Below are 23,736 nucleotides of genomic sequence, written 5' to 3'. Positions count from 1 at the left end.
ATGAGGAGGCCCGCTCATGGCAGGCATAGGTTTCGCGTTGCGCAAGCTCATGCGCCACAACGACTATCTTGGCATTGTGCGCGCCTACTCCTACGCCGGCATCATAGGCGCGGGCCCATGGGTCGTTTCCATCCTGGGTGTCATATTTCTGGGCTTCCTCAGCGCAAACCACGTCTTCCCCCCGCGCCTCATAAGCGAGTTCCAGACCTCGGTCACCTACCTGATCGCGACCAGCCTCATTTTCTGTGGCATCTGGCAACTCGCCTTCACGCGTTATGTCGCCGACCGGATCTTCGATCGCGAGCACGATCGTGTCCTGCCCAACCTGAACGGCCTTTTGGTGGTGGCCATGGGCAGCGCCTTCGCATTGGCGGCGTTCGCCACGCTCTTTTTGTTCTCCGGGACGGGGCTTGTCTATCGGCTGCTCATGACCGCGCTCTTTAGCCTGCTCACCGGCATATGGGTGGTGGCGGTCATGCTCACCGGTCTCAAGCATTACCGCGCCATCGTGGCGAGCTTTGTCATCGCCTATGGCGCCACGCTCGGCATGGGGCTCATGATGCGCCCCTACGGCCTTGTCGGTCTGTTGTTTGCCTTTCTGCTGGGTCAGTGCCTGCTGTTTGCCGGGCTTCTTGCCTCCGTCTACCGCGACTACCCGTCGCCGAATTTTTTGGCCTTCGATTTCCTGAGGCCCGGGCGCATGTATCCCTCGCTGCTCGCCTGTGGATTTTTCTATAACGCGGCGATATGGGCCGACAAATTCGTGTTCTGGTTCACGCCCGACACCAGCCAGCCCGTGATCGGCCCGCTGCGCGCATCGGCCATATACGACCTCCCGATCTTTCTCGCCTATCTCGCCATCATTCCCGGCATGGCGGTATTTCTCATGCGTGTCGAGACCGATTTCGTCGACTACTACGACCGCTTCTACGAAGGCGTGCGCGAGGGCACGAGCCTCTCGTATATCCGTAATATGCGCAACGGCATGGTGACGAGCGCCAAGACCGGCATCTTCGACATCATCAAGCTCCAGTCGCTTACCACTATTCTGGCGTTCGTGGTCGGGCCCGCGGTCCTGAGGGCCCTTGGCATCTCGCTCCTCTATGTGCCACTTTTCAAGATCGATGTGGTGGGCGCGAGCCTGCAGGTGGCGCTCATGGGCATACTCAACATCTTCTTCTACCTCGACCGCCGCGCGCGCGTGGTGGGGCTCACGGCGACCTTTCTGGTACTAAACCTCGGGCTCTCGATCCTGAGCACCCACCTTGGCCTTTATTTCTACGGGTATGGCTTCTCGCTGTCGCTGCTCATCTCGGTGCTCCTAGGTCTGGTGTGGCTCGATCGCGACATGGAGGCCGTCGAATACCAGACCTTCATGCTGCAGCCCTGGACCCATTAGCCACGCCAAAGACACGCGCGGCAAGGATTCGCCGCGTCATGATCGAGTCATACAAGGAAAGGATAGTGACCGTATGTTCCTCAGCGGGTACCTGTCGGGCACGCGCCCATGGGGTCACGGATCACAGACGATGATGGGACGGGATGATGCCAGGCCTCGGTCTTGCCAATGACGCAGACGACCTCCTGCGATCGGAACTCGCGGCCCTTGAGGCCCTGATCGCGCGGGAGGGCGAGGGCTATGTCGCCCGCCACCACGACCTCATACTAGGCAGCGCCTTTCAGCCCATCGTCAGTGTCGCCCACCGCCGGCCGGTCGCCCACGAGGCGCTGTTGCGCGCGCGGCGCCGAAACGGCGGCCCGGTCTCGCCGCTTGCGGTGTTCGCCGCCCTGCGCTCGACGCACGAGGTCATCCATATCGACCGCTTGAGCCGATTCCTCCATATCCAGAACTATCTGCGGAGCGCGCCACAATCGACCTGGCTTTTCCTGAATGTCGATGTACGTTCCATCAACGCGCGTAACGACCACAGTCCCTTCGTCGGTCGCCTGCTGCGCCATTTCGGGATCGAAGGACACAGGCTCGTGATCGAGATCCTCGAGGGCGCCATAGCCCGCTCCACGCGCCTGACCGAGGCCGTCGCGTATTTCCGGAGCCGTGGATGCTTGACCGCCATAGACGACTTCGGATCCGGCCATTCGAATTTCGATCGTCTCTGGCACCTGTCGCCGGAGTTCGTGAAACTCGACCGCTCGCTGATCCGCCAGGCCCTCGACCATCGCCGGGTACGCAATCTCCTCCCGCACTTGGTGGCGCTCCTGCACGAGATCGGGGCGCTCGTCATCATGGAGGGCGTCGAGACCGAAGATCAGGCCCTGATCGCCGTCGACAGCAACGTCGACCTGATCCAAGGCTTTGCGTTCGGTGAACCGCAGCCGACGCCCGCCACCCATGAGCCCGACGGGCTCCCGGCCCTGCATGCCCGTATCCGTCGGCATCTGGCGACGCCACCCGCACCTTGCGATCGCCTGGACGAGGTCTTCGTGGCCGTCATCCGCCGGCTCGCGACCGGCACCCCGTGGGCCGAGGCCCGTGCCGCGCTCGGCGGCGAGCCGCGCCTGCTGCGCGCCTATATCCTCGACGCCGACGGGCGGCAGGCCGGGCCGCCCTACATTCCGCGCCCGCGCGCCACCGACACCGATCCCCGCTACGTCCCACTCGCCGACACCGCGGGTGCCGACTGGTTCTCGCGTCCCTATTTCCGCCGCGCCAGCGCGCACCCGGGCGAACCGCAACTGACGCGCCCCTATTTCTCCATTCCCGATGCCACCCTGTGCGTGACCTGGGCGTGCTCCTACGACATGGCCGGCACCATGCGGGTCTTATGTTGCGACCTGCGCCCCGATGCCGTCGGCACCGCGCCTTGATACGCCCTGCAGTCCTCGGGATTACGCTTGGGCCGCGCCCGGCATCCCGGCCCGTAGTGCGTCAGGGGAGACACTCGTGGGCACGGCACCAGACCTTCATGCGGCGGCCGTGGACTCAATGGCATCGGAGCCGATGGGCGTCGCAATGACCGCGCCGTGAACCCGACATGAGCCAAGCGTAACCAGGATGGCGGCATGCTCTGATGGCCCCGCGCGGCCGGGGCGAGCCATCGAGGGATCCGCCGGGAGACGCAGCCGACCTTCATGGGGGCGTGGATCACAATCCCCTTATGGATTCGGGCGAGGGCGGGATATCGGGGTCGGATGAGGCTTTTGCGCCCATTCGTCACGACCGCTCGGGCAGGCCGGCACCCAAGCGGTCGTCGTCTGGGTGCCGGACAAAAAGTCCGCAAGCTGATCAATGGAGGTCAGTTATCGAGGTTCATAAGGGTCTGCATCTCCCCTCTTACGAACAAAGCCCGATCCGCCTTCAGACTCATGTTGCAAGAGGTCTATCCTTGACAGGGCCCCGTCATTCACCTCCCCAAGTCCTTGATGAGGCGAAGGGCATCCGAATCCGCTGGCTTTTGGGGCTCGCCTCTGCTATAACGGAGGGCATGAACGATCCGGGCCAAGATGGGGGGGTGGATGTGTCGCACGTGCGCGTGCGCCTGATCCGTCCGGGCGAACGCGCCGAGTGGGACAGAGGTGGACCCCAACCCCTGGACAGAATCTCCCGATCCTTAAGTGGATTATCTGCCGGGTTGGTCAAGCGGCTAGATCCCAGGACGCTGTGTAAGCCTGCCACGGTGTCTGCCGATCCAGTGCTTGATGACGTCTCTCATTATTGTAGAAATGAAAGTATTTAGCAAGAGAGGCCCGCGCCTCGGGTATGGACTCATAGGCCTTGAGATACACCTCCTCGTATTTGACGGAGCGCCACAGCCGCTCGACGAACACGTTGTCGCGCCAGCAGCCCTTGCCATCCATGCTGATATCGATCGTGTGGGCCTTCAGGACGTCTGTGAAGGCCTCGGAGGTGAATTGCGACCCCTCGCCACAGCCGCTCGACGAACACGTTGTCGCGCCAGCAGCCCTTGCCATCCATGCTGATATCGATCGTGTGGGCCTTCAGGACGTCTGTGAAGGCCTCGGAGGTGAATTGCGACCCCTGGTCGGTGTTGAAGATCTGCGGGGCCCCAAAGCGCTCTAGGGCCTCCTCCAGGGCCTCGACGCAGGAGTCGGCCTCCAAGGTGGTGGCAAGCCGCCAGGAGAGCACCGCCCGGGTGGCCCGGCCTCCTCCAGGGCCTCGACGCAGGAGTCGGCCTCCAAGGTGGTGGCAAGCCGCCAGGAGAGCACCGCCCGGGTGGCCCAGTCCATGATGGCGACCAGATAACAAAAGCCGCGGGCCGTGGGGATGTAGGTCGTGTCCGAACACCAGACCTGATTGGGGCGGGTGATGGCCAAACCTCGCAAAAGATAGGGATAGATGCGATGACCCGGACCTCGCGCACTGGTCTTGCGCTTCGGGTACAGGGTCTCGATCCCCATGACCCGCATGAGCCGCTGGATGTGCTTGCGGTTCACAAACACGCCATCAGGGATAGATGCGATGACCCGGACCTCGCGCACTGGTCTTGCGCTTCGGGTACAGGGTCTCGATCCCCATGACCCGCATGAGCCGCTGGATGTGCTTGCGGTTCACAAACACGCCATCGCGCTCCAGCCGGTCCCTCAGGCGCCGGGAGCCCAGGAACGGGTGCTGGGTGTGGAGGGCATCGAGCCGCTTCATGAGCGCCAGGTCGTCGTCGGAGACCGCGGGTTTGCCCTGGTAATACACGCTCGATCGGGGCACGCCAAGCCACGCGCATTGGCGCGTGATCGGCACCACCGGATGCTCACGTTCGACCCGTTGGAGTCTCTCAGCCGTGGTCATTTGCCGAGCACTCGTGCAAAAAAATCGTTCTGGACCGTAAGCTCCCCGATCTTGGCGAGCAAGGCCTCGCGATCGTCGGCGGGCGTCTTGCCCGCGGGCTTGCCGAAGACCTCCGCCGCCTGGTCGATGAGCTGCCGGCGCCACTGGGTCACCTGGTTCGGGTGGACCTGATGTTTGGCGGCGATCTCGTGGATGGTCTTTTCCCCGGCCAGGGCCTCAAGGGCCACCTTGGCCTTGAACTGCGGGGCGTGATTGCGTCGTGTCTTGCTCATAGGATTTCTGCTCCTTGTTGCGTTACTGTAAGGGCAGATATCCACCTAAGCTAGTGTCCAAGAATTGGGGTCCACTTCTGAGGAGAGAGAAACGCGAAAAGGGTCAATATGGCCGCCCGCGTTCAGTGCCTCGAATGTCTGTTCGAATAGGGGGGTGACATGACTGGGCGCCACCGGGTCCAGCAGGTTGCGGATGCAGTTGTCAGTCGGGATCAGGTTCATGCCAAAGAGCGTGTGCGCGTTGCTCTGGCCTTTGGTCTGTTTCATCGTCCTCTGATAGGCTAGAAACGAAGGGCTTTGCATAGTGAACACGGCAAAGGCCGCCAAGGCCGCGTCTTCCATGGCGTAGACGCAGTTCTTTCCCGTCCGCTTGTCCGGGAACCGCTGCATCAACTCCCTGAGGGAGGCCACTAATCCCTTAAAATCAAGGGGGCTCCCAACTAACGGAAAAGCCAAGCTCTGCTCGCTGAATATTATGACCCAGCGCTTTATACCGTGAACCGTAACTTTTGTCCAGCCCCCGGACATACCGGTTCATGGCCGTGACCCGGTATTGACAATCATTCCTACATTTAGAACTGCTGGCGCCGGCTGGTTGCCCTTGACCGTGAAGTGGTAGTGTGCTCCTTGCCGGACGATGTGTTCAGCCAATGCGCGTTGCGTCAGCAGCGCATCGGCGGTGATGTCCCGGCCGGCGAGTTCGCATCCCGCAAGCAGCGGGATGGCCATGCCGATTTCGTTGGTCTGCTTGTGTTCGTCGGCCCCGGCTACAGGCAGGGTACCGACTTTTTTTGGGCGTAGCAGTGTTCGGACTCGTGTCCGACGACGCTCATGATGTGTGCCTGCCGGCCCTCGTCGTCAATGGCGCCCTTCATCGTCTTGCCGTCGATGGCCAGCGCCTCGTCGATGAGGCCCCAGGCCTTTTGCCACGATGCGAGCGCGGCGTCCAGGGCGCCCGCATCGATCCGGACGAGGCAGTCCCGGATGACGAATTCGCTGGGTACCTCGTAATGATGGTCCTTCCCGTTCATGCGCCTGCGCCGACAGCCGAAGCGCGCCCGGGCGGCCTGCCCCAGATCGGCGGCCCATTCGGCCATCGCCTTGTAGCCACGCAAGCCGCAGAGCGTCGCGCCAGCGGCCAGTGCCAGCACCACCGGCAGGCGGTGCCGACGCCCTTGGGCTCGGCGCGGATCGGGAATGGCGGCAAAACACAGGGGAAGGGAGCGCATTTGGTGGGCGTTGAGTTGCATCTTCGGGGTCCCGGTGAGGCCCAGCCGGTCGCGGTCGGGATGGATGAGCAAGGCGGTGGCGCGGCGGTGCAGCGGGCGCACGAACACCCACTTCGGCGCCTCGGCCTCGTCGCTGTAGCCTGTGCGCGTTCGCCGATAGCCGCGCGTCTTACCCAGTGCCAGCCAGTTGGCGGCTCGGTAGACGCCGCCATGAAAGCGGCGGGGATCGACGAAGGTTTCCAGCAGCAGCAACGAATGGCCGAAATGCCGTTGCCAGTCGGCGGCGACCCGCCGTTCAAGCAGGCCGAGCACACGCGAACCGACATTCGGGAAGCGGCCTTGCGGAAGGATCAGGAAGCGGCTGTTGTTGGCGATGAGCTTCAGGCGGTCATACTGGCTGCGGAAATCCCAGCCGATCCAGCGATCGCGCACGCCGCACTTGAGTGCAGCCGCCGATAGCGTGAGCTGCGCCAGCCATTGCCCGCGCCACGTGGCGACATACCAAAGGGTCTCGCCGAGCTTCGGGAGATCGCCAAGGTAATGATGACGGGCCATCTGCTCCCGATAACGCGGCCCTTCGCCACGCGTGACGGGCCGGACCACCAGTTCTGAAAGGGCCTGGCCGTCGAAAATCGGGGGTGCTTCCATACGCCCATGATGCCGCAGCGCTGCAGGCTTGTCCAGTGACCGAGGTTAAGTTGTTCTATAGGGACGGGAATCTTCTGAGGACAAATTCGCCCTGGGGGTTCCCCCGCCGCAGGCGTTCGCCTCGTTCTCGCCTTTTTGGGAGAAACTCTCCCAAAAAAGCGGTCCCCCCGCCGTTTCGGGCCGCCCACCCCATCGACTGCGCTCGCCTCAGGCGTTCAGTGATCGAGGCGCTGCGTGAGCGCGTGACTTTGACGGGACCGTGCTATCCTTGACGACTTTCTGATATTCCGGTAGCGTCATCGTTACATTGACATAAGTGTCGGACAGGTCGGAAGGGCCCGCACCCCACGGTTTTCTTGTCCGTGGAGGCAAGACTAAGGCGCTCTGACGCTTCGAGCTTCGCCTATGGCTATAAGGCCCCGTTTCCGGACAAGCGCTTTAGTCTCACCTTGTCCCGCTGCCCATCCGTTCCTGCGTAGGCCAGATCCGGCCCGCCCATAAAGAGTTTCGGCCATGACAACTCAGAAAACGCCCGTAAAGGCCTCCACGGCACGCCGTGCCGGTCCGCGCTTTCCGATTGTAGGCATAGGGGCTTCGGCCGGCGGGCTTGAGGCGTTCACCCAACTCCTCTCCCATCTCCCGGCGGACACCGGTATGGGCTTTGTGCTCGTGCAACACCTGGCCCCCGCGCACCCCAGCGCATTAGTCCACCTGCTGTCGGCGACGACCCCCATGCCGGTCCACGAGGCCAGGCATAGACAACGCGTCTTGCCCAATCACATCTACGTCATCACCCCCAATACCTGCCTACGGATCGCCCGCGGCGTATTGGTGTTAGAGACACGCGATGCCACGCCGGGAGTGGCGCGCACCATCGACATCTTCTTGGAGTCCTTGGCGCGGGATCGCCAGGAACGGGCCATCGGCATCGTGCTCTCCGGCAACGCCTCCGACGGGACCATCGGCCTGGAGGCCATCAAGGCCCAGGGCGGCATCACGCTCGCGCAGGACGATTCCGCCGCCTTTCGCTCGATGCCGCACAGCGCGGTCGCGGCCGGCTGCGTCGATCTGGTGCTGGCCCCAAAGGAAATCGCCGAGGAACTGGCGCGTATCGCAAGCCATCCCTACGTCGCGCATGAGCGACCCGTCGCGACGCCGCCCGTAAGCGAAAGCGCGAAGACGCCAGCGGACCCCTCCGAGACCCAAGACCTCGGCGCGATCTATGTCCTCGTTCGCAAGCACTCCGATGTGGATTTCTCGCTCTACAAATCCGTCACCATCGAACGCCGCATCAGCCGGCGCATGGCCTTACACGGTATGACCCAGACGGCCGACTATGCGCGACTGCTGCGCGGCAATGTCCCGGAGCTCGAGCGGCTCACGGCCGACATGCTGATCGGCGTCACGCGATTCTTCCGCGATCCCGAGGTCTTCGAGGCCTTAAAGCAGACCGTCTTTCCGGCGCTTTTCGCCTCCGGACGCAAAGACCCGCTGCGTATCTGGGTCCCCGCCTGCTCCACGGGCCAGGAGGCCTACTCTCTGGCCATGGCGGTCACCGAGTTCAGCGAACAGGCCGGGGGTACTGCGCGCGCTCTCCAGATCTTTGCGACCGACTTGAGCGCCAGCCGCATCGACACGGCGCGCGCCGGGCTCTATCCGGAGGGCCTGGCGCAGGAGGTCGGATCCGAACGGCTGCGACGCTTTTTCGTGGAAGAGGAAGGCGGCTATCGCATTCGCAAAGATCTGCGAGGGCAGATCGTGTTCGCGCGCCACAACCTCTTAAGCGACCCACCGTTCGCGCGCATGAATCTCATCAGCTGTCGCAATGTGCTGATCTATCTGGAACCCACCATCCAGAAACCGCTGTTGACGACCCTCCACTACGCCCTGAAGCCCGAGGGCTTTCTGCTCCTTGGGACATCCGAATCGATGGGCGCGGCCGCGGAGCTCTTCCAGACGCTCGACAAGAAACGCAAGATCTACACCAAAAAGACCAGCGTCGGATCCCGGCTGGTTCTTCCCGCAATCACGCAGCGGCGGCTCGCCTCGGGGCCCCCCGCCCAGCGACCCCCCCCCGGACGGACGCGCCATCCGGGCTCAATGCCCAACGCGAGGCCGATCGGGTCACGGTCAAGCGCTTTGCGCCGCCTGGCGTGCTGATCAACGCCGATGGCGACATCCTCCAGTTTCGGGGTTCGACGAGTCCCTATCTTGAACCCCCGAGCCACAAGGCAAACTTTAACGTGCTGCACATGGCCCACGCGGATGTGCAGGCCCCATTGCGCGCCGCCCTCGCGAAGGCCATGAAGAGTGAGAGCGTGGTCCGCAAGCGCCGCCCGCCGACGAACGATGACGGGCCGGGCTTGCCTGGCGTCACGATCGAGATCATCCCCTTAAGGAATCTCAAGGAACGCCACTATCTGATCTTGTTTGAACCCCTGGAGGCATCCCGCCGGCATACGACGATCACTCGGGAGGCGGAGCCGCCCCATTCCACGGCCAAGGATCCCAAGGCGATGCTACGGCGCGCGCAGCGCTGCGAGCGCGAACTCGCCGAGGCGCGTGACTATATGGAAGCCCTTCAAGACCAGTATGAGGCCGCGAATGAGGAACTCCAGGCGAGCAATGAGGAAACACAGTCGGCGAACGAGGAGCTGCAAAGCACCAATGAACAGCTGGAGACCTCGCAGGAAGAAGTCGACTCGGCGAACGAGGAGCTGATCACCATCAATACCGAGCTGGTCCACCGCAACGCGGAATTAGGCCGCTTGAATGACGACTTAAGCAACCTCCAGGCGAGCGTCAATCTCCCCATGCTGGTGCTGGCCCGCGACCTGCGCCTCCGGAGCTTTACGCCGCTCGCCGCGCGACTCTTTAACCTCGCCGTCACCGATATCGGCCAGTCGATTGGCGGGATCAATCATCGCCTCGACTGCCCGGGCCTTGAGGGCCTCGCCGCCATGGTGATTGATACCGTCGCCACGCATGAGCGCGAGGTCCGGGATCGAGATGGACGCTGGTACCTGTTGCGCATTCAACCCTACCTGACATTCGACCGGAAGATCGATGGGGCGGTCGTGGTGCTGGTAAGCATAGACGCCTTGAAGCGCAGCATGCTGGAGGCGGAACGGGCGCTGGCGTATGCCCAGGCCATGCTGCGCACGGCGCGCGTGCCACTCCTGACGCTGGACGGCACGCTGCGTGTACGCGCGGCCAACGACGCCTTCTACAAGACCTTCCAGTTGTCTGCAGCCGAGGTCGAAGGGCGCTCGATCTGGGAATTGAGTAACGGGGCGTGGGACATCGCCGAATTGCACACCCTGCTCTTGGAGATCCTGCCACGCGACCGCACGCTCGAGGACTTTGAGGTGATCCATACCTTTCCGGTACTGGGGCGCCGGACCATGCGCCTCAATGCCCGGCGCCTGGACGAGAGCGACGGCGCCCCCGACATGTTCGTCCTGTCCATCGAGGATGTCACGGAACAACTGGCCTCGCGCGAGGCGATACGGCGTTCGGAGGTCCGGTACCGGCGCCTGTTCGAGGCGGCGCAGGACGGCATATTGATCCTCGATGCCGACAGCGGGCACATCGCCGACGCCAATCCCTATATGACGCAGTTATTGGGCCAGTCGCACGCCGAACTCGTGGGCCGCGAGATCTCTCACATCGACCTCTTCCCTGACGCGTCGTCGCGCGACGCGATGCTGGCGCAACTGCGCACCGCAGGATACGCCCGCTTCGACAACGTGCCGCTGAAAGCCAAGGACGGCCAGCGGCGCGTCACCGAGTGCATCAGCAATCTCTACGAAGAAGACGGCAAGGGGGTCATTCAATGCAATATCCGCGATGTGACGCGCCGCGCAGAAGCAAGCGAGGCGTTGCGCGCGAGCGAGGCCCGCTTCCATGCCATCGCCGATAGTGTCCCGGTCATGATCTGGATGCGCAACCCCGACAATCAGCTCACTTATTTCAACTCCGGCTGGCAGACATTTATCAGCGGGGGTGACGATCACGCGAAAGATGACCATTGGCGGGCCGCCATCCATCCCGAGGACCGTGCGCGCTGCCTTAAGCACTATGCGCAGGCGTTTGCGGACAGGAAGCGCTTTGAGCTCAAGTACCGCCTCCGCCAGCACAACGGTGAGTATCGCCTCGTTCTCGACGTCGGTATCCCGCTCATGTGGGAAGGAAACCTCACCGGATATATCGGCTCGTGCATCGATGTGACCGAGCGCGAACAGATCGATCTGGAGCTCTCGAAATCGAGCAAGCTTGAGTCCATCGGCATCCTGGCCGGCGGCATTGCCCATGATTTCAATAACCTGTTGACCGCGATCATTGGTAACATCGGGCTCGCGCGCCTCTCGCTGGAGCCCCGCAGCGAGACGTTCAAGAGCCTGATAGCGGCCGAAGGGGCCGGTATGCGGGCCCGTGACCTCGCCCAGCAACTGCTCATTTTTGCGCACGGCGGCACGCCGATCGAAAACACGCTCTCACTGGGAAATGTATTGAAGGAATGGCTGGCCTTCGTCGTGCGCGGCTCGAATATCCAGGTCATCTCCTCTATTGCAGCGGATCTGTGGCCGGTGGAGGCCGATGAAGGCCAATTGAGTCAGGTCATCAATAACCTGATCCTGAACGCGCAACAGGCGATGCCGCAAGGCGGGACCATCCGCGTGGTCGCGGACAACGTGACCCTGGGCCCCGATAACGGACTACCTCTTGTCGGCGACTATGTACGGACGGCGATTACGGATCAGGGTGAGGGCATCCCCGCGGCCCATTTAGGCAAGGTGTTCGATCCCTTCTTTACCACCAAACCCAAAGGCACGGGGCTTGGTCTTGCCACATCCTATGCCATCATGAAGAAACACCGCGGCCACATGACCGTCCAATCGGAACCTGGACAAGGGGCCACCTTCTGCCTGTACCTGCCGGCCTCCGGGAACGCAATGCCCCCGCCGCCCGACAAGCGCCGGATGCTACCGCAGGGCACCGGCAAGATCCTTTTTATGGACGATGAACCGGCGATCCGTCGATTTGCGGACAAGGCCCTGGCAGGCTTCGGCTACCAGGTCGAAGCGGTGGCCAATGGGCAACAGGCCCTCGCGCACTATCGCGCCGCACGGGAACAGGGGCATCCCTATGACGGCGTGATCCTCGATCTCACCGTTCCCGGCGGCATGGGCGGCCGAGAGACGATGCAGGCGCTGCTGGCGATCGATCCCGCGGTGCGCGCCATCGTCTCGAGCGGCTACTCCAACGATCCCATCATGGCGGATTTCAAGGCCTACGGATTTTGCGGTTGCATCACCAAGCCCTATCGAGTCGAAGATCTGCGCACGGCGGTCTCCTTGTTTGGCGGGCGCGACGACGACCACAGCCCCCCCTTGCGGACCTGACGATTCACCACCCCGTGACGCGTTCGCAGGAGCAGCTCGCGCAAGGCGCCTCGCGCGTGACAAGATCTGCGCCTTACGATATAAGGCCGGCATCCGGGACCTATCGGGGTTAACAATCCGCACCTTGCGCGTGGAGAAAATCATCAGAGAATCTCCCGAAAAGCGGCCCTCCGCGTTTCGCGCCAAACCGCCGCAGCGACTGGCTGCTGGACGCTGTCGGCACAGACAAGAACCATCGTCTGGCCGACATGCGCGATGGCCGCGCCGACCCGGTCGCGGTCCATGAGAACGGACACGCCGTGATCCCCGAGGCGGAGCCTATAGAGGGGTTACACTTTGAGGTGTTCGCTTTGAGGTGTTACGCTTTTCGACGCGACAACCCGCGGTGGACAGCGATTGTGCCGGACTTGCCCGGCTGGGGCCGACAGGGCTGCCGCGGGTTCCGACGGCGACCGGTCCGCGTACTGAACGCGACACTGTGCCGCAGCAAGGCGACCAAGACCATGTTCGTGCTCGTCCCTGAAAAGCCATTTGCTTACAACCTGGGGTGCGTGTGCGTGCGCCACAGGCCGCAAGATCGCTTGCACGGTGATACCGGGGCTGATGCCGATTCCCGGCCACTCGGGCTGACACCGGACCTCGCCTGCGAGAACCAAGGGCCCGCGTAACCCTGTACGTCCTGGTGCGCGTGCCCAACGACAGGCCTCGCTCCGCGCCCGCCGCACGGGTCGCGGGATGCGTGGTCCCTACGGACATGACCTCGGAGGATAAGCGAATGGATGAAAGGCGAGCACCGCCCGCGCCACGGGCGCCCGCGATGTGGGCTACGGCCAAGAAGGACAGCGTCGGCACCGCTTTGGGTCGCAGCAAGTTATGGTTCACCATGGGCCGCGGCATCGTGACCGAAATCTTCTACCCGCACGTCGATGTCCCGCAGATCCGCGAACTCGGATTCCTCATAGCCGACGGCAAGGGCTTTTGGCGCGAACTCAAGGCCTCGGCCCATCCCGAACTGCACACAGAGGACGACCGCATCCCTGTACCCTATGTTCGCCACACCCACGACCGTTTCGATTTCCGTTTTCGCGTCTGTCCAGATCCGGACCGCGACACGCTGCTCCTCGACTTCGCCCTCGAAGGCGATGACGACCTCACCGCCTATGTCCTGTGCGTCGCGCGCTTGGGCACCGACGCGCATGCCAACAAGGCGTGGGTGGCGCAATGGCAGGGTCGTCCGGTCTTGTGGGCGGAGCAAAGCCCGTTCGGGCTCGCCATCGCCTGCCGCGACCCCGAGGGTCGCGCCCTGCTCGCGCCCTGCTGCGTGGGCGAGGTCGGCGCGAGCGATCTGTGGCAGGACTTCCACCTCCACGGTCGCATGACCTGGGACTACAATGAGGCAGGCCCCGGGGAGGTGAGCCTGGGCGGCGCGCTCCCGCGCCAAGGGACCCTGGCCGTCGGCCTTTCGAGCAGCAAGGAGGCCGCGGCCACCAACGCTTGGTCGTCGCTCACGCAAGGCTTCTCGCGCTGCCTGCGGGCGCATGCCGCCGAGTGGCAGGCCTGGCACGGCACGCGCATGCCGCCCGAGGATCTTGCGCACGCGCTCACAGCCGAGAGCAAGGCGCTTTACACGCGCTCGGCGACGGTCCTCAAGGTCCACGAGGACCGGAGCTTCCCCGGGGCGCTGGTGGCGAGCCTGTCCGTGCCGTGGGGCGAGACCAGCGCGACGCTCGGGGGCTATCACCTCGTGTGGTCGCGGGATCTCGTGGAAACCGCCGGCGCCTTCCTCGCCTTTGGCGCCAAGAAGGAGGCCTGTCAAATCCTTTCCTATCTCATCAGCACCCAGCAGGCGGATGGGCACTGGCTGCAGAATCAGTGGCTCGGCGGCCAACCCTTCTGGTCCGACATTCAGCTCGACGAGACCGGCTTTCCCGTGCTCCTCGCCGGCGCCCTCAAGGCCGAAAACGCGCTCGATGACATCCTGGTGCAGGACATGGTGTTTCGTGCCTTGCGCTTTCTGATCCACACCGGGCCTGTCACCTCGCAGGACCGTTGGGAACGTGACCCGGGCATCAACGCCTTCACCATGGCGATCGTGATCGCAGCCCTCGTCGAGGGCGCCGAATGCCTCGATGACCGGGCGCGCGCATGCGCATGGATGTTCGCCGATTACTGGAACGCGCGCCTCGAGGCGTGGCTGTACGCGGAGGATACCGAGCTTGCGCGCCGATTCGGGACCAAAGGCCACTACGTGCGCATGGCGCCGGCCGAGGTCCTCGATGGCAACACCCACGATCAGCAGGCGATCGCACCGGCAGAGGGCGCCTCGGACACGCTGCGGGCCGCCTGCCTGCAGGTGTCCACGGATTTTCTGCAACTCGTGCGCTTTGGCCTGCGCGATGCCCATGATCCGTGCATCCGCTCCTCGCTCGCGGTCGCCGACGGCCTTTTGCGGCGCGATACCCCCAACGGCCCGGCCTGGTGCCGCTATAACGGCGACGACTACGGCGAACACACGGATGGCAGTCCGTTCGATGGCAGTCCGTTCGTGACCAGCTCCCAGGATGGCAAGGGCATAGGGCGCGCCTGGCCGCTGCTCACCGGCGAGCGGGGTCACTACGCGCTCCTCGCGGGCGAGGACCCGACACCCTACATCGAGGCGATGACCGCCATGACGGGTTCGGGCGGGCTCTTGCCAGAGCAGGTCTGGGACGCGGACCCCTTGCCGGATCAGGGGCTCATGCCGGGGGAACCCACGGGCTCGGCGATGCCGCTTGTCTGGGCACATGCCGAGTTCATCAAGCTCTGCCATAGCTCGCTCCTGGGCTACCCCGTGGATCGCCCGGTCCATACTTGGGCCCGTTATGGCGGGAAACGGCCGGTCCTGGATTATGCGATCTGGCAATGGCACCACCGGCCGGCCGAAATCGAGGCCGGGCATGAACTACGCTGCGTCCTCGCCACCCCATTTAACGTACGCTGGGGCATTGACGGCGGCCAAAAGACCCACGTCATGCAGGCCGAGGATTGGGGCCTTGCCTTTGTCGCGATCGTGCCCGCCTCGGCCCTGCGGGGCGCCAAGAGCCTCCAGCTGCACATCGAGGCGCAGGGTCCCGAGGTCTACGCGGATGGCCATATCGTCATCCGGTAAAGCACGCGAATGGGGAGGCGGCTCGCCGGGGTCCTCGCCGCTTTCGCCGCTATGCACCATGGAACGTGGCGGGGTGCGGGGTCCGCGGGAGCGCCGGCTCAGTCGGCCATGTCGAGGGCGCAACGGGCAGGTCCTATGATCTAGGGCGACCGGGGTCTCCCATCGCGCGCACCAAGAGCGAACGCACGCTTGCGGGTCCACACGCACCTATGGTGAAGTGCAACGGACGCGGCCGCATCCTCGACCCCCGGGACACCGCCCTAGGCGTGTCCCTATGGCATCAGGGGCGCAACCGGGGGTTGCGGGTACGGCGATCCCCGGCGCGCTACCGCCGCTTGGCCTTGAAACCGTCCTGGCGCACGGCGCGGCGCATCCCGGCGCGGGTTACTCTTCGTAACCCGCGGGATTACGCTTCTGCCAGCGCCAGGCGTCCCGGCACATGGCGTCGAGATCGCAGGTGGCGCGCCATTGGAGAAGCTCGTGGGCGGCCGACGGATCAGCATAACATTGGGCCACGTCCCCCGGCCGGCGCGCCACCACCTCATAGGGTATGGGCCGCCCACAGGCCCGGCCGAAGGCCTCCACCATCTCCAGCACCGAGTAACCGCGGCCGGTGCCAAGATTCACCGTGAGCAGGCCCGGGTGGGCGTGCAGGTAGCGCAGGGCCGCGACATGCCCCGAGGCCAGATCCGCGACGTGGATGTAGTCGCGCACCCCGGTGCCATCCGCGGTCTCATAGTCGCCCCCGAAGATCCGCAGCGCCTCCCGGCGGCCGACCGCGACCTGGCAGATATAGGGCATGAGGTTGTTGGGGATATCCTGGGGATCCTCGCCCAGAAGTCCGCTCTCATGGGCCCCCACGGGATTGAAGTAGCGCAGGCGCGCGATCCGCCAGCGGGGATCGGCGGTCGCGAGATCGGCGAGCACGTCCTCGATCATGATCTTCGAGCGGCCATAGGCATTGGTGGCGGCGCGCGGGAAGTCCTCGCGTATGGGGACACGCGCCGGGTCGCCATAGACCGTGGCCGACGACGAGAACACAAAGGTCCGCACCCCAGCCCGATCCAGGGCACGCAACAACGTGATCGTCCCCTGGACGTTGTTTTCATAATAGAGGAGCGGCTTATGCACCGATTCCCCGACCGCCTTGAGACCCGCAAAATGGATGACCGCGTCGAAGGTCTGCTCGCCCAAAAGCCGGTCGAGGGCCGCGGCGTCGCGCACATCGCCGGAGACGAACACCGGACGCGCGCCGACGATCGCGCCGATGCGCGTCACTACCGCCGCACGGCTGTTCGACAGATTGTCCCATAAAACCACGTCATGACCGGCCTCCATGAGGCTTACGGTCGTATGTGAACCGATATAACCCGTACCCCCGGTCACCAGAACCTTCACGCCACCCCCTGTTCTCTGAAAATCGCATCCCAGGCATCGTAGGGGAGCGCGCCGCGTACGACAAGCAGACGCGATGCCCGAGTGCACCGACCTGACGCGGCGCCTGGACGTCCGTTGGCGCCAGACCATGGGCACGGCCCGTGCCCATGCCGGCACCCCCCAGGGATAGCGGCGACCCCATGCGGATCACGCCCCGAAAACGGGCATAAGCCCAGGCTAAATGCCCCACATGGGGGCAGATGGTCGGGGCACCCCGATAATTTTTCCCTGCAAACTCAACATAAGCCCCTCCTTTGAGGGGCGCGCGGGCCCACTCGGCCGTGGGCACGGATCTTGCCTTGGTCCGGTCGCATTTCACAAATTGGGGGAATTATGCTGATACCTGCACCGAGCTGGCTGAACGCCGGCGACAATGCGTGGCAATTGACCGCCGCCACCATTGTCGGTCTTCAAAGTGTCCCGGGCCTTGTCATACTCTACGGGGGGATCGTCAAGAAGAAATGGGCGGTGAACTCCGCGTTCATGGCGCTCTATGCCTTCGCGGCGGTGCTCGTTGCCTGGGTGCTGTGGGCCTATAACATGAGCTTCGGCCCCGAACTCACGACCTTCCTCGGTCACCCGGGGCCCATCATCTCGTCGGCCCTAGAGGAGGGCCGGGCGACGATACCGGCGGCGGCATCCGGCATGCCGGGGCTCGCCTTTCCGATGGCGACCATGGTGTTCTTTCAGTTCGTATTCGCCGCCATCACCGTGATCATCCTCGCCGGATCACTACTCGGACGCATGAACTTCCGCGCCTGGATGGTGTTCGTGCCGATATGGCTTACGGTCGTCTATACGGTCGGTGCCTTCAGCCTGTGGGGTGGCGGCTGGCTCGGTAGCATGGGCGTGGCCGACTTCTCCGGCGGCTACGTCATCCATCTCGCCGCTGGCGTCTCGGGATTCACGGCCGCCGCCATGATCGGCCCGCGCCTGCAGCGCGACCGGGAGTCGTTCCTGCCCAACAGCGTGCTCGTGACCTTGGCGGGTGCCGGCATCCTGTGGCTCGGCTGGGACGGCTTCAACGGTGGCGACCCCTACTTCGCCAATGCCGATGCCGCCGCCGCGATCCTTAACACCAATATCGCGACCGCCGTGGCGCTGCTCACCTGGACGATCTTCGATACCACCTTCTTCAAAAAGCCCTCCGTCCTGGGTGCGGTCAACGGCATGATCTCGGGGCTCGTGGCGATCACCCCGGCGGCCGGCTATGTGAACGGCTGGGGGGCGATCATCATCGGCGTCTGCGCCGGCATCATCCCGTGGGTGAGCATGAACTGGCTCGGCAAAAAGGCCTTCATGCGCAAGGTCGATGACACCCTCGGCGTGTTTCACACGCACGCCGTGGCCGGCCTCCTGGGCGGCATACTGACCGGAATACTCGCCGATCCGCACATGCTCGAATGGGTCGGTACCGGCAAGGCCGCACCGGGCGTAAGCTACACGGGCTGGGCCTATGGCGACTTCCACCAGGTGGTCCTGCAGCTCATCGGGGCGGGCTTCATCATCGCCTGGAACGTAGTGGCCACCGTCATCATCCTGAAGGTCATCAGCCTTTTCATACCGCTGCGGATGAGTGACGAAGACCTGCTGGTCGGTGACGACGCGGCCCATGGCGAGGAGGCCTATGCGCTCCAGGGAGACGGCGAGCGCAGACCCGTACTCGGGGATTGACGTATGCGGCACGGGGCGGAGGCCATAACATGCGCCGCCGCCCCGATGCCGGTACCCGCTACATCCGCTACCAGTTCCACCGCTGCCGCGTCACCATCGCCGCCGATTTCCCGGGTACCCGCGAATGGTGTCATCGCTTCTGGCTGCGTGAAGGCGTAATGGCCGCAGGCGAGCTGGGGCTCGTCTTTCTCGGGGCCTTTGCGCTGTGGCGCCTGACCGCACCCTTAGGTATGCCTGCGCGGCTCGTGACCGAAGGCTTCGGCTATCTTCTGCTCTCGGGGCGGCTCATCCTGGCCCTGCCGCCACTCATCACCCGGATACGGGCCTTGCGCCGTGACCTGGCCCATTACCGCACGCACCGCGCCTATGTCGACGCCCAGATCCTGAACGCCACCGTGGCCATGCTCGCGACCTGGTCGATCTCGAAGGAACAGCTCATTGCCGCAGGCCTGCTGCCAAAGCCCCCGAGACCACCCCGCGAACCCCCGCCCGCGGACCGCCCCGACCCTCCCTGAGGCGGCCTGCCATCAACCGGCGGCGGCCGGCCGGCGTGGCACGGGAACATAACCCGGCCAAGCCTCAAGACGCGCAAACCAGGCGTGGATTGCGGGATAACCATCGAGCGCAAGGCCGCTTTCCGGATAGAGCGCGGTGTAGGGATAGCAGGCGATATCGGCGATCGTCGGGTGGTCGGCCGCCAGCCAGGCATGATCCGTTAGACGTCCTTCGAGGGTCGCAAAGGCGATCTCGGCCAGGCGCCGCGACTCGTCCAGGGTCCCGGTCTGGCCAAGGGCCCCCTTGAGGCCCAAACCGATGACGCGCGCCCGCGCCGTCCCGTAGCGTCCCTCATTTTGCTCAAGCGCCAGCCACTGCATGACGCGCGCCATGGACAACGGGTCTCCCGGGAGCCACTGCTCCTTACCGTAACGCCGCGCGAGATACACGAGGATGGCGGTGGAATCCCAGATCGCCGTGCCCTCATCCGTCACCAGCACCGGGATCTGGCCACGGGGGCTTAAACGCAGAAACTCGGCGGCGCGTTGCGCGCCCTCGTCTAAGGCCACCGGCACACGCTCATAGGCCTGCCCGAGAAAGGCCAACAGCAGCCGGATCTTGTAACAATTCCCGGACCGTTCGAGATCATAGAGCTTCATCGTCATCCCCGCTTGACGGGATCCCCAAGGCGCGCCTTGCGCCCGAACCCCCCCGTTCGTACCGAACCGGGCCTTCTGATCAGTCCCCGGTCGCCACCGGGCGGCGCGCATCGCTCACCCACGCGCTCCACGACCCCGGATACAGGGTCGTGACCCCGAAGCCCGCCACCGCCATGGCCAGGATATTGTGGCAGGCCGACACCCCGGAACCGCAGTAATGCACGATGTCGCCGGCCGGACGCCCGTCGAGCAAGGCCAGGAACTCGGAACGTAATTCCGCCGGTGGCCGAAAGGTGCGGTCCGGACGCAGGTTGCCCTCGAACGGGCGATTGCGCGCCCCGGGGATATGTCCGGCCACTGGATCGAGCGGCTCGGTCGTGCCCCGGAAGCGTGGCGCGCCGCGTGCGTCGACCAGCAGACGCGCGTCGGCGCCGGAGACCACCGCCTCGACAGCGCCGGTATCGAGCCACGCCCCCTCGGCCCGCGATGGCCGGGGATAGGGCGCGCCCGGGGAGACCTTGGGGACCTCGGTCGTAAGCGGCCGCCCCTCGGCGATCCATGCGGTCAGGCCGCCATCGAGGACCGCCACGGCCTCATGCCCCCACCAGCCGCGCATGAGCCACCACAGGCGGCTTGCGTAGACGGAACTGCCCTCGTCGTAGGCCACCACCTGCGTCCCGGGGCCCACCCCCCAGGCCCGCAAGGTCTCGGCAAACGCCGCCGGCCCTGGCAAGGGATGGCGGCCCGAACGGCCGTCGCGGGGCCCCGACAGATCACGCTCCAGGTCGGCGTAACGCGCCCCCGGCAGATGCCCTTCGGCATAGGCCAAGGCCCCATCCTCGGGGGCGCTCAGGGTGAATCGGCAGTCAAGAACGACCCATGACGGGTCATCGACATGGGTGGCCACGACGGCCGGCGTGACAATTTCGCGATATCGGGACATGCGTCGCCTCCGTGGCCATTCTAGGGAGCACTGGCCTCGGATGTCAAAAGCCGGCGCACCTCTTCGAGTCCTTCTGCCACCAACGCCAGGGCCTGGGCACGGATCTCGGCGGGCGGCTCGCTGTCATGCATCAAACGGTTGCGCGCGCCACTGATGGTGAAGCCCTCGATGTAGAGGAGATGGCGGATTTCACGGATCAGCAGGACGTCATGATGCTGATAATAGCGACGGTTGCCGCGCCGCTTGACCGACCGCAACTTCGGGAACTCCTGCTCCCAATAGCGCAGCACGTGCGGCTTGACGCGACAGAGCTCACTCACCTCACTGATGGTGAAGTAACGCTTCCCCGGAATCGCGGGGAGTTCGCTGTTATCCCCCGGATCGAGCATGGCCGTCGACCCGTTCCTTCAGCTTATGACTGGCGCGAAATGTTACGACGCGCCGCTCGGCGATCGGGATCTCCTCGCCGGTCTTGGGGTTGCGTCCCGGCCGCCGACCCTTGCGGCGGATATCGAAATTGCCAAAGCCCGACAGCTTGACCGTCTCGCCCTGGCCCAGGGTCTCGCAGATCTTCTCGAAAAAGAGCTCGACAAAGTCCTTGGCCTCGCGCTTATTCAGCCCAAGCTCCCGGAACAACGCCTCGGCGAGGTCCGCCTTTGTCAGTGCCATGGTTCCTTCCCTTGACGTGACTGCTTTTTGTTATTGTCGGAGTTCGGCCCCATGGGCCGCCTTCAGGGCCGCCAGGACCTGTGCCACAAGGCCGTCGACCACCTCATCTGTAAGAGTGCGCGAGAAGTCTTGCAAGGTCAAGCCCAGCGCCAGGCTTTTCTTTCCTAAATCAAGGCCTTCGCCCTGATACACATCAAACAGGACCAGGCCTTGCAAAAGCGGCCCGGCGTTCACGCGAACGGTCTCCAGGAGGGCACCGGCGGGCAAGTTGGCGGACACGACCACGGCGAGATCGCGGCGTACCGACGGGAAACGCGGGGGCTCCTGCGCGCGCGTCACAAGCGGCTGCCCAAGGAGCGCGGTCCGGATCTCGAACACGAACACCGGTTCCTCGAAGCCGAGCCGCTCGCGATGCGCGGGGGCAAGCGCGCCCATGAATCCGATCGTCTCGCCGCCCAGACCGAGGGTGGCGGCCAGCCCCTTCTGGAGAAACGGCGGGGCGCCGTCGGTCCCCACCCCTGGTGTCGCACCGGCCAGCGCGCACAACACCTCGACGTCACCCTTGACATCAAAGAAGTCCACAAGACGCCCCGGCGCCCCCCACTGTTCCGGCCACGCCGGCCCCAGGACCACGCCCGCCAGGCGCGGCTCCTCGTCCACCGCCGTCCCGGAGTCCGCAGCCCGAAAGCACGTCCCCATCTCGAACAGCCGCACGCGCCCCTGCTGGCGCCTGCGATTATGGAGGGCCGCGGCCAGCAGTCCAGGGATCAGACTTGCGCGCAGCGCCGACCAGGGGGCCGCCAAGGGGTTGCGCAGCAGGGCCTGCGCGGGGATGCCGAGACGCGCCTGCTCCTCCGGGTCCACGAGACTGAAGGTCATGGCCTCGTGGTAGTCGCGGTCTACGAGCAGATCGGCGGCGCGGCGCAGCCCGAGGGCCCGCGGCCGCGCCGATACCGGGGCCTGGGGAAGCACGACCGCCGGAATCTCGTCGTATCCGAGGAGCCGCGCAACCTCCTCCACGAGATCGACCTCGGCGCGGATATCGAAGCGAAACCGGGGCGCGGTTACAAGCAGGTCACCGTGCGAGGCCGTGACGGTCATGCCAAGCCCCTTCAGGAGGCGCGCCACCTGGGCGCGCGGCACACCCACCCCGAGCAGCCGGCGGATGCGCTCCAGACGCAGACGGATCGGCTCCGAGCGCGGCCAGAGGTCCGGAACACCATGCTCGGCCGCCGGGCTTGCGACGCCACCTGCGATCTTCAGGATCAAGGCGGTGGCGCGCTCAAGCGCCAGCTCGCACAACTCCGGGTCCACACCGCGCTCGAAGCGCAGCGCCGCCTCGGTGGCAAGTCCCAGGCGCCGGGCCGTCCGCGACAGCGTCTCGGGACGAAAATACGCGGCCTCCAGCAGTACGGAACGGGTCGCCGGCCCGACCGCCGCGCGCATGCCGCCCATGACGCCGGCCACCGCCAGCGGACCCTCGTCGTCAGCGATGATGAGATCCTCGGCCTCGAGTCGGCGTGTCGAGCCGTCGAGCAGCGCGATCTCCTCGCCTGCGCGCGCGCCGCGCACCACCACCGCGCCGCGCACGAGCGCGGCATCGAAGGCATGCAGGGGTTGACCGAGGTCGAAAAGGATGTAGTTGGTGACATCCACCGCCGGATGGCGTGCGCTCGCCCCGCATACCCGCAGGCGCTCCACGAGCCATCCGGGGCTGCCCTTGTCGGGCGCCAGGCCGCTTATGAGGCGCGCGCAATAGCGCGGACAGCGGGACTTGTCCTCAACCGCCACGCGCGGCGTGACGCCGCTTACCTTCAAGGCACGCGGCCGCGGCGCGCGAAAGCGCCCGCCGGTCAGCGCCGCGAGTTCGCGCGCCACACCCTTTACGCTCAGGCAATCGCCGCGATTGGGGGTCACGGCCACGTCCAGATAGGGATCGGCGAACCGGAAATAGTCGGCGAGCGCCATCCCGGGCGGGGCGTCCTCGGGCAGTTCCCATAGGCCCTCGGTGGCGGCAAGCCCCAACTCCGCCCCCGAGCACAACATGCCCTGCGAAGGCACCCCGCGCAGCTCGGCCTCGGCTATGACACGGTCCCCGAGCACAGCCCCGGGCAGCGCCAGCGGCGCCCTCAGCCCCAATCGCGCATTGGCCGCACCGCACACGACCGTGCGTGTCTCACCCCCGCCGCAATCGACTTGACAGATACGCAGGCGCTCGGCGCGCGGGTGGGCGGTGATCGCCGTGATGTGTCCCACCACCACCCCCGGCAAGGCCGGTCCGGTGGTCCCGGCGCCCTCGACCTCGAAGCCGCCGCGCGTCAATGCCGCCGCCAGGTCCTCGAAGGGCAGGCGCGTATCGAGCCAATCCAACAGCCACTGTTTCGCGATACGCACG

Annotated in this window: 17 protein-coding genes and 2 pseudogenes; 7 read left to right on the top strand and 12 right to left on the bottom strand. The window is 65.0% G+C overall.

Annotated features, from left to right (window positions below; all coding sequences use genetic code 11):
• The first annotated feature begins 16 nt into the window (after positions 1-16).
• Positions 17-1,399, top strand: a complete 1,383-nt coding sequence (gene pelG / locus C4901_RS05715) for an exopolysaccharide Pel transporter PelG (RefSeq protein WP_110136517.1) — start codon at positions 17-19, stop codon at positions 1,397-1,399.
• Between the two features lie 143 nt (positions 1,400-1,542).
• Positions 1,543-2,826 (top strand): EAL domain-containing protein, encoded by a 1,284-nt coding sequence (locus C4901_RS05710; RefSeq protein ID WP_110136516.1) that lies wholly within the window; start codon positions 1,543-1,545, stop codon positions 2,824-2,826.
• A 768-nt stretch (positions 2,827-3,594) separates the two neighbouring features.
• Here C4901_RS05710 and C4901_RS19190 read toward each other — a convergent pair.
• The 6 genes and pseudogenes from C4901_RS19190 to C4901_RS05665 all read right to left on the bottom strand — a co-directional run.
• A pseudogene (locus C4901_RS19190) lies at positions 3,595-4,377 on the bottom strand (transposase); the annotation flags it as partial.
• 46 nt (positions 4,378-4,423) lie between these two features.
• Positions 4,424-4,762, bottom strand: coding sequence for an IS3 family transposase (locus tag C4901_RS05685; protein WP_110136512.1), 339 nt, complete (start codon positions 4,760-4,762; stop codon positions 4,424-4,426).
• The gene (locus tag C4901_RS05680) at positions 4,759-5,034 is read right to left on the bottom strand and encodes a transposase (RefSeq protein WP_110136511.1); all 276 of its coding nucleotides are present in this window, start codon (positions 5,032-5,034) and stop codon (positions 4,759-4,761) included. Before C4901_RS05680 ends, C4901_RS05685 begins: the two co-directional genes overlap by 4 nt.
• A gap of 90 nt (positions 5,035-5,124) precedes the next feature.
• Positions 5,125-5,490, bottom strand: a pseudogene (locus tag C4901_RS05675) (ISNCY family transposase); the annotation flags it as partial.
• A 78-nt stretch (positions 5,491-5,568) separates the two neighbouring features.
• Positions 5,569-5,763, bottom strand: a complete 195-nt coding sequence (locus tag C4901_RS17235) for a hypothetical protein (RefSeq protein WP_145960631.1) — start codon at positions 5,761-5,763, stop codon at positions 5,569-5,571.
• A gap of 38 nt (positions 5,764-5,801) precedes the next feature.
• Positions 5,802-6,911 (bottom strand): Druantia anti-phage system protein DruA, encoded by a 1,110-nt coding sequence (locus C4901_RS05665; RefSeq protein WP_205736210.1) that lies wholly within the window; start codon positions 6,909-6,911, stop codon positions 5,802-5,804.
• A 513-nt stretch (positions 6,912-7,424) separates the two neighbouring features.
• On the opposite strand from C4901_RS05665, the gene C4901_RS05660 reads away from it, so the two are divergent.
• The 3 genes from C4901_RS05660 to C4901_RS05645 all read left to right on the top strand — a co-directional run bounded on the left by C4901_RS05660 (position 7,425) and on the right by C4901_RS05645 (position 15,464).
• Positions 7,425-9,071 (top strand): chemotaxis protein CheB, encoded by a 1,647-nt coding sequence (locus C4901_RS05660; protein WP_110136508.1) that lies wholly within the window; start codon positions 7,425-7,427, stop codon positions 9,069-9,071.
• Positions 9,065-12,316, top strand: a complete 3,252-nt coding sequence (locus C4901_RS05655; protein WP_110136507.1) for a PAS domain S-box protein — start codon at positions 9,065-9,067, stop codon at positions 12,314-12,316. Before C4901_RS05660 ends, C4901_RS05655 begins: the two co-directional genes overlap by 7 nt.
• A gap of 775 nt (positions 12,317-13,091) precedes the next feature.
• The gene (locus C4901_RS05645; protein ID WP_110136505.1) at positions 13,092-15,464 is read left to right on the top strand and encodes a glycoside hydrolase family 15 protein; all 2,373 of its coding nucleotides are present in this window, start codon (positions 13,092-13,094) and stop codon (positions 15,462-15,464) included.
• A gap of 384 nt (positions 15,465-15,848) precedes the next feature.
• Here C4901_RS05645 and galE read toward each other — a convergent pair whose 3' ends face one another.
• Complete coding sequence (galE, locus tag C4901_RS05640) at positions 15,849-16,802, bottom strand: UDP-glucose 4-epimerase GalE (RefSeq protein ID WP_370445967.1); 954 nt, start codon at positions 16,800-16,802, stop codon at positions 15,849-15,851.
• A 432-nt stretch (positions 16,803-17,234) separates the two neighbouring features.
• Here galE and C4901_RS05635 point away from each other — a divergent pair, with 432 nt between their 5' ends.
• Together C4901_RS05635 and C4901_RS05630 are read left to right on the top strand one after the other, a co-directional pair.
• Entirely contained in the window at positions 17,235-18,575 is a 1,341-nt protein-coding gene (locus tag C4901_RS05635) for an ammonium transporter (RefSeq protein WP_110136503.1), read from the top strand.
• A gap of 29 nt (positions 18,576-18,604) precedes the next feature.
• The gene (locus tag C4901_RS05630) at positions 18,605-19,090 is read left to right on the top strand and encodes a hypothetical protein (protein WP_110136502.1); all 486 of its coding nucleotides are present in this window, start codon (positions 18,605-18,607) and stop codon (positions 19,088-19,090) included.
• Between the two features lie 12 nt (positions 19,091-19,102).
• On the opposite strand, the gene C4901_RS05625 is transcribed toward C4901_RS05630, so the two are convergent.
• From C4901_RS05625 to pheT, 5 genes are all read right to left on the bottom strand, one after another.
• Positions 19,103-19,729 carry a glutathione S-transferase family protein gene (locus C4901_RS05625; protein WP_110138537.1) on the bottom strand — a complete coding sequence of 209 codons (627 nt, stop codon included), beginning with the start codon at positions 19,727-19,729 and terminating at the stop codon, positions 19,103-19,105.
• A 79-nt stretch (positions 19,730-19,808) separates the two neighbouring features.
• A complete protein-coding gene (locus tag C4901_RS05620) occupies positions 19,809-20,672 on the bottom strand; it encodes a sulfurtransferase (RefSeq protein WP_110136501.1) in 864 nt (287 codons plus the stop codon).
• A 20-nt stretch (positions 20,673-20,692) separates the two neighbouring features.
• Positions 20,693-21,061 carry a MerR family transcriptional regulator gene (locus tag C4901_RS05615; protein WP_110136500.1) on the bottom strand — a complete coding sequence of 123 codons (369 nt, stop codon included), beginning with the start codon at positions 21,059-21,061 and terminating at the stop codon, positions 20,693-20,695.
• A complete protein-coding gene (locus tag C4901_RS05610; RefSeq protein ID WP_065968885.1) occupies positions 21,042-21,341 on the bottom strand; it encodes an integration host factor subunit alpha in 300 nt (99 codons plus the stop codon). The genes C4901_RS05615 and C4901_RS05610 overlap by 20 nt, the downstream gene beginning before the upstream one ends.
• A 30-nt stretch (positions 21,342-21,371) precedes the next feature.
• Positions 21,372-23,735 (bottom strand): phenylalanine--tRNA ligase subunit beta, encoded by a 2,364-nt coding sequence (gene pheT, locus C4901_RS05605; protein ID WP_110136499.1) that lies wholly within the window; start codon positions 23,733-23,735, stop codon positions 21,372-21,374.
• Position 23,736: the final 1 nt, after the last annotated feature.

Origin of the sequence: Acidiferrobacter sp. SPIII_3, assembly GCF_003184265.1 — a bacterium.
In the GTDB taxonomy this organism is placed as follows: Bacteria; Pseudomonadota; Gammaproteobacteria; order Acidiferrobacterales; family Acidiferrobacteraceae; genus Acidiferrobacter.
This window is presented reverse-complemented; position numbering and strand designations above follow the sequence as displayed.

Bases quoted from the DNA above. Each gene is read 5' to 3' on its own strand.
- C4901_RS05685 (WP_110136512.1), bottom strand. From the start codon at position 4,762: ATGACCACGGCTGAGAGACTCCAACGGGTCGAACGTGAGCATCCGGTG.
- pelG (WP_110136517.1), top strand. From the start codon at position 17: ATGGCAGGCATAGGTTTCGCGTTGCGCAAGCTCATGCGCCACAACGAC.
- C4901_RS05680 (WP_110136511.1), bottom strand. From the start codon at position 5,034: ATGAGCAAGACACGACGCAATCACGCCCCGCAGTTCAAGGCCAAGGTG.
- C4901_RS17235 (WP_145960631.1), bottom strand. From the start codon at position 5,763: ATGGCCATCCCGCTGCTTGCGGGATGCGAACTCGCCGGCCGGGACATC.
- C4901_RS05615 (WP_110136500.1), bottom strand. From the start codon at position 21,061: ATGCTCGATCCGGGGGATAACAGCGAACTCCCCGCGATTCCGGGGAAG.
- C4901_RS05645 (WP_110136505.1), top strand. From the start codon at position 13,092: ATGGATGAAAGGCGAGCACCGCCCGCGCCACGGGCGCCCGCGATGTGG.
- C4901_RS05610 (WP_065968885.1), bottom strand. From the start codon at position 21,341: ATGGCACTGACAAAGGCGGACCTCGCCGAGGCGTTGTTCCGGGAGCTT.
- C4901_RS05710 (WP_110136516.1), top strand. From the start codon at position 1,543: ATGATGCCAGGCCTCGGTCTTGCCAATGACGCAGACGACCTCCTGCGA.
- galE (WP_370445967.1), bottom strand. From the start codon at position 16,802: ATGGAGGCCGGTCATGACGTGGTTTTATGGGACAATCTGTCGAACAGC.
- C4901_RS05665 (WP_205736210.1), bottom strand. From the start codon at position 6,911: ATGGAAGCACCCCCGATTTTCGACGGCCAGGCCCTTTCAGAACTGGTG.
- C4901_RS05620 (WP_110136501.1), bottom strand. From the start codon at position 20,672: ATGTCCCGATATCGCGAAATTGTCACGCCGGCCGTCGTGGCCACCCAT.
- C4901_RS05635 (WP_110136503.1), top strand. From the start codon at position 17,235: ATGCTGATACCTGCACCGAGCTGGCTGAACGCCGGCGACAATGCGTGG.
- C4901_RS05630 (WP_110136502.1), top strand. From the start codon at position 18,605: ATGCGCCGCCGCCCCGATGCCGGTACCCGCTACATCCGCTACCAGTTC.
- C4901_RS05625 (WP_110138537.1), bottom strand. From the start codon at position 19,729: ATGAAGCTCTATGATCTCGAACGGTCCGGGAATTGTTACAAGATCCGG.
- C4901_RS05660 (WP_110136508.1), top strand. From the start codon at position 7,425: ATGACAACTCAGAAAACGCCCGTAAAGGCCTCCACGGCACGCCGTGCC.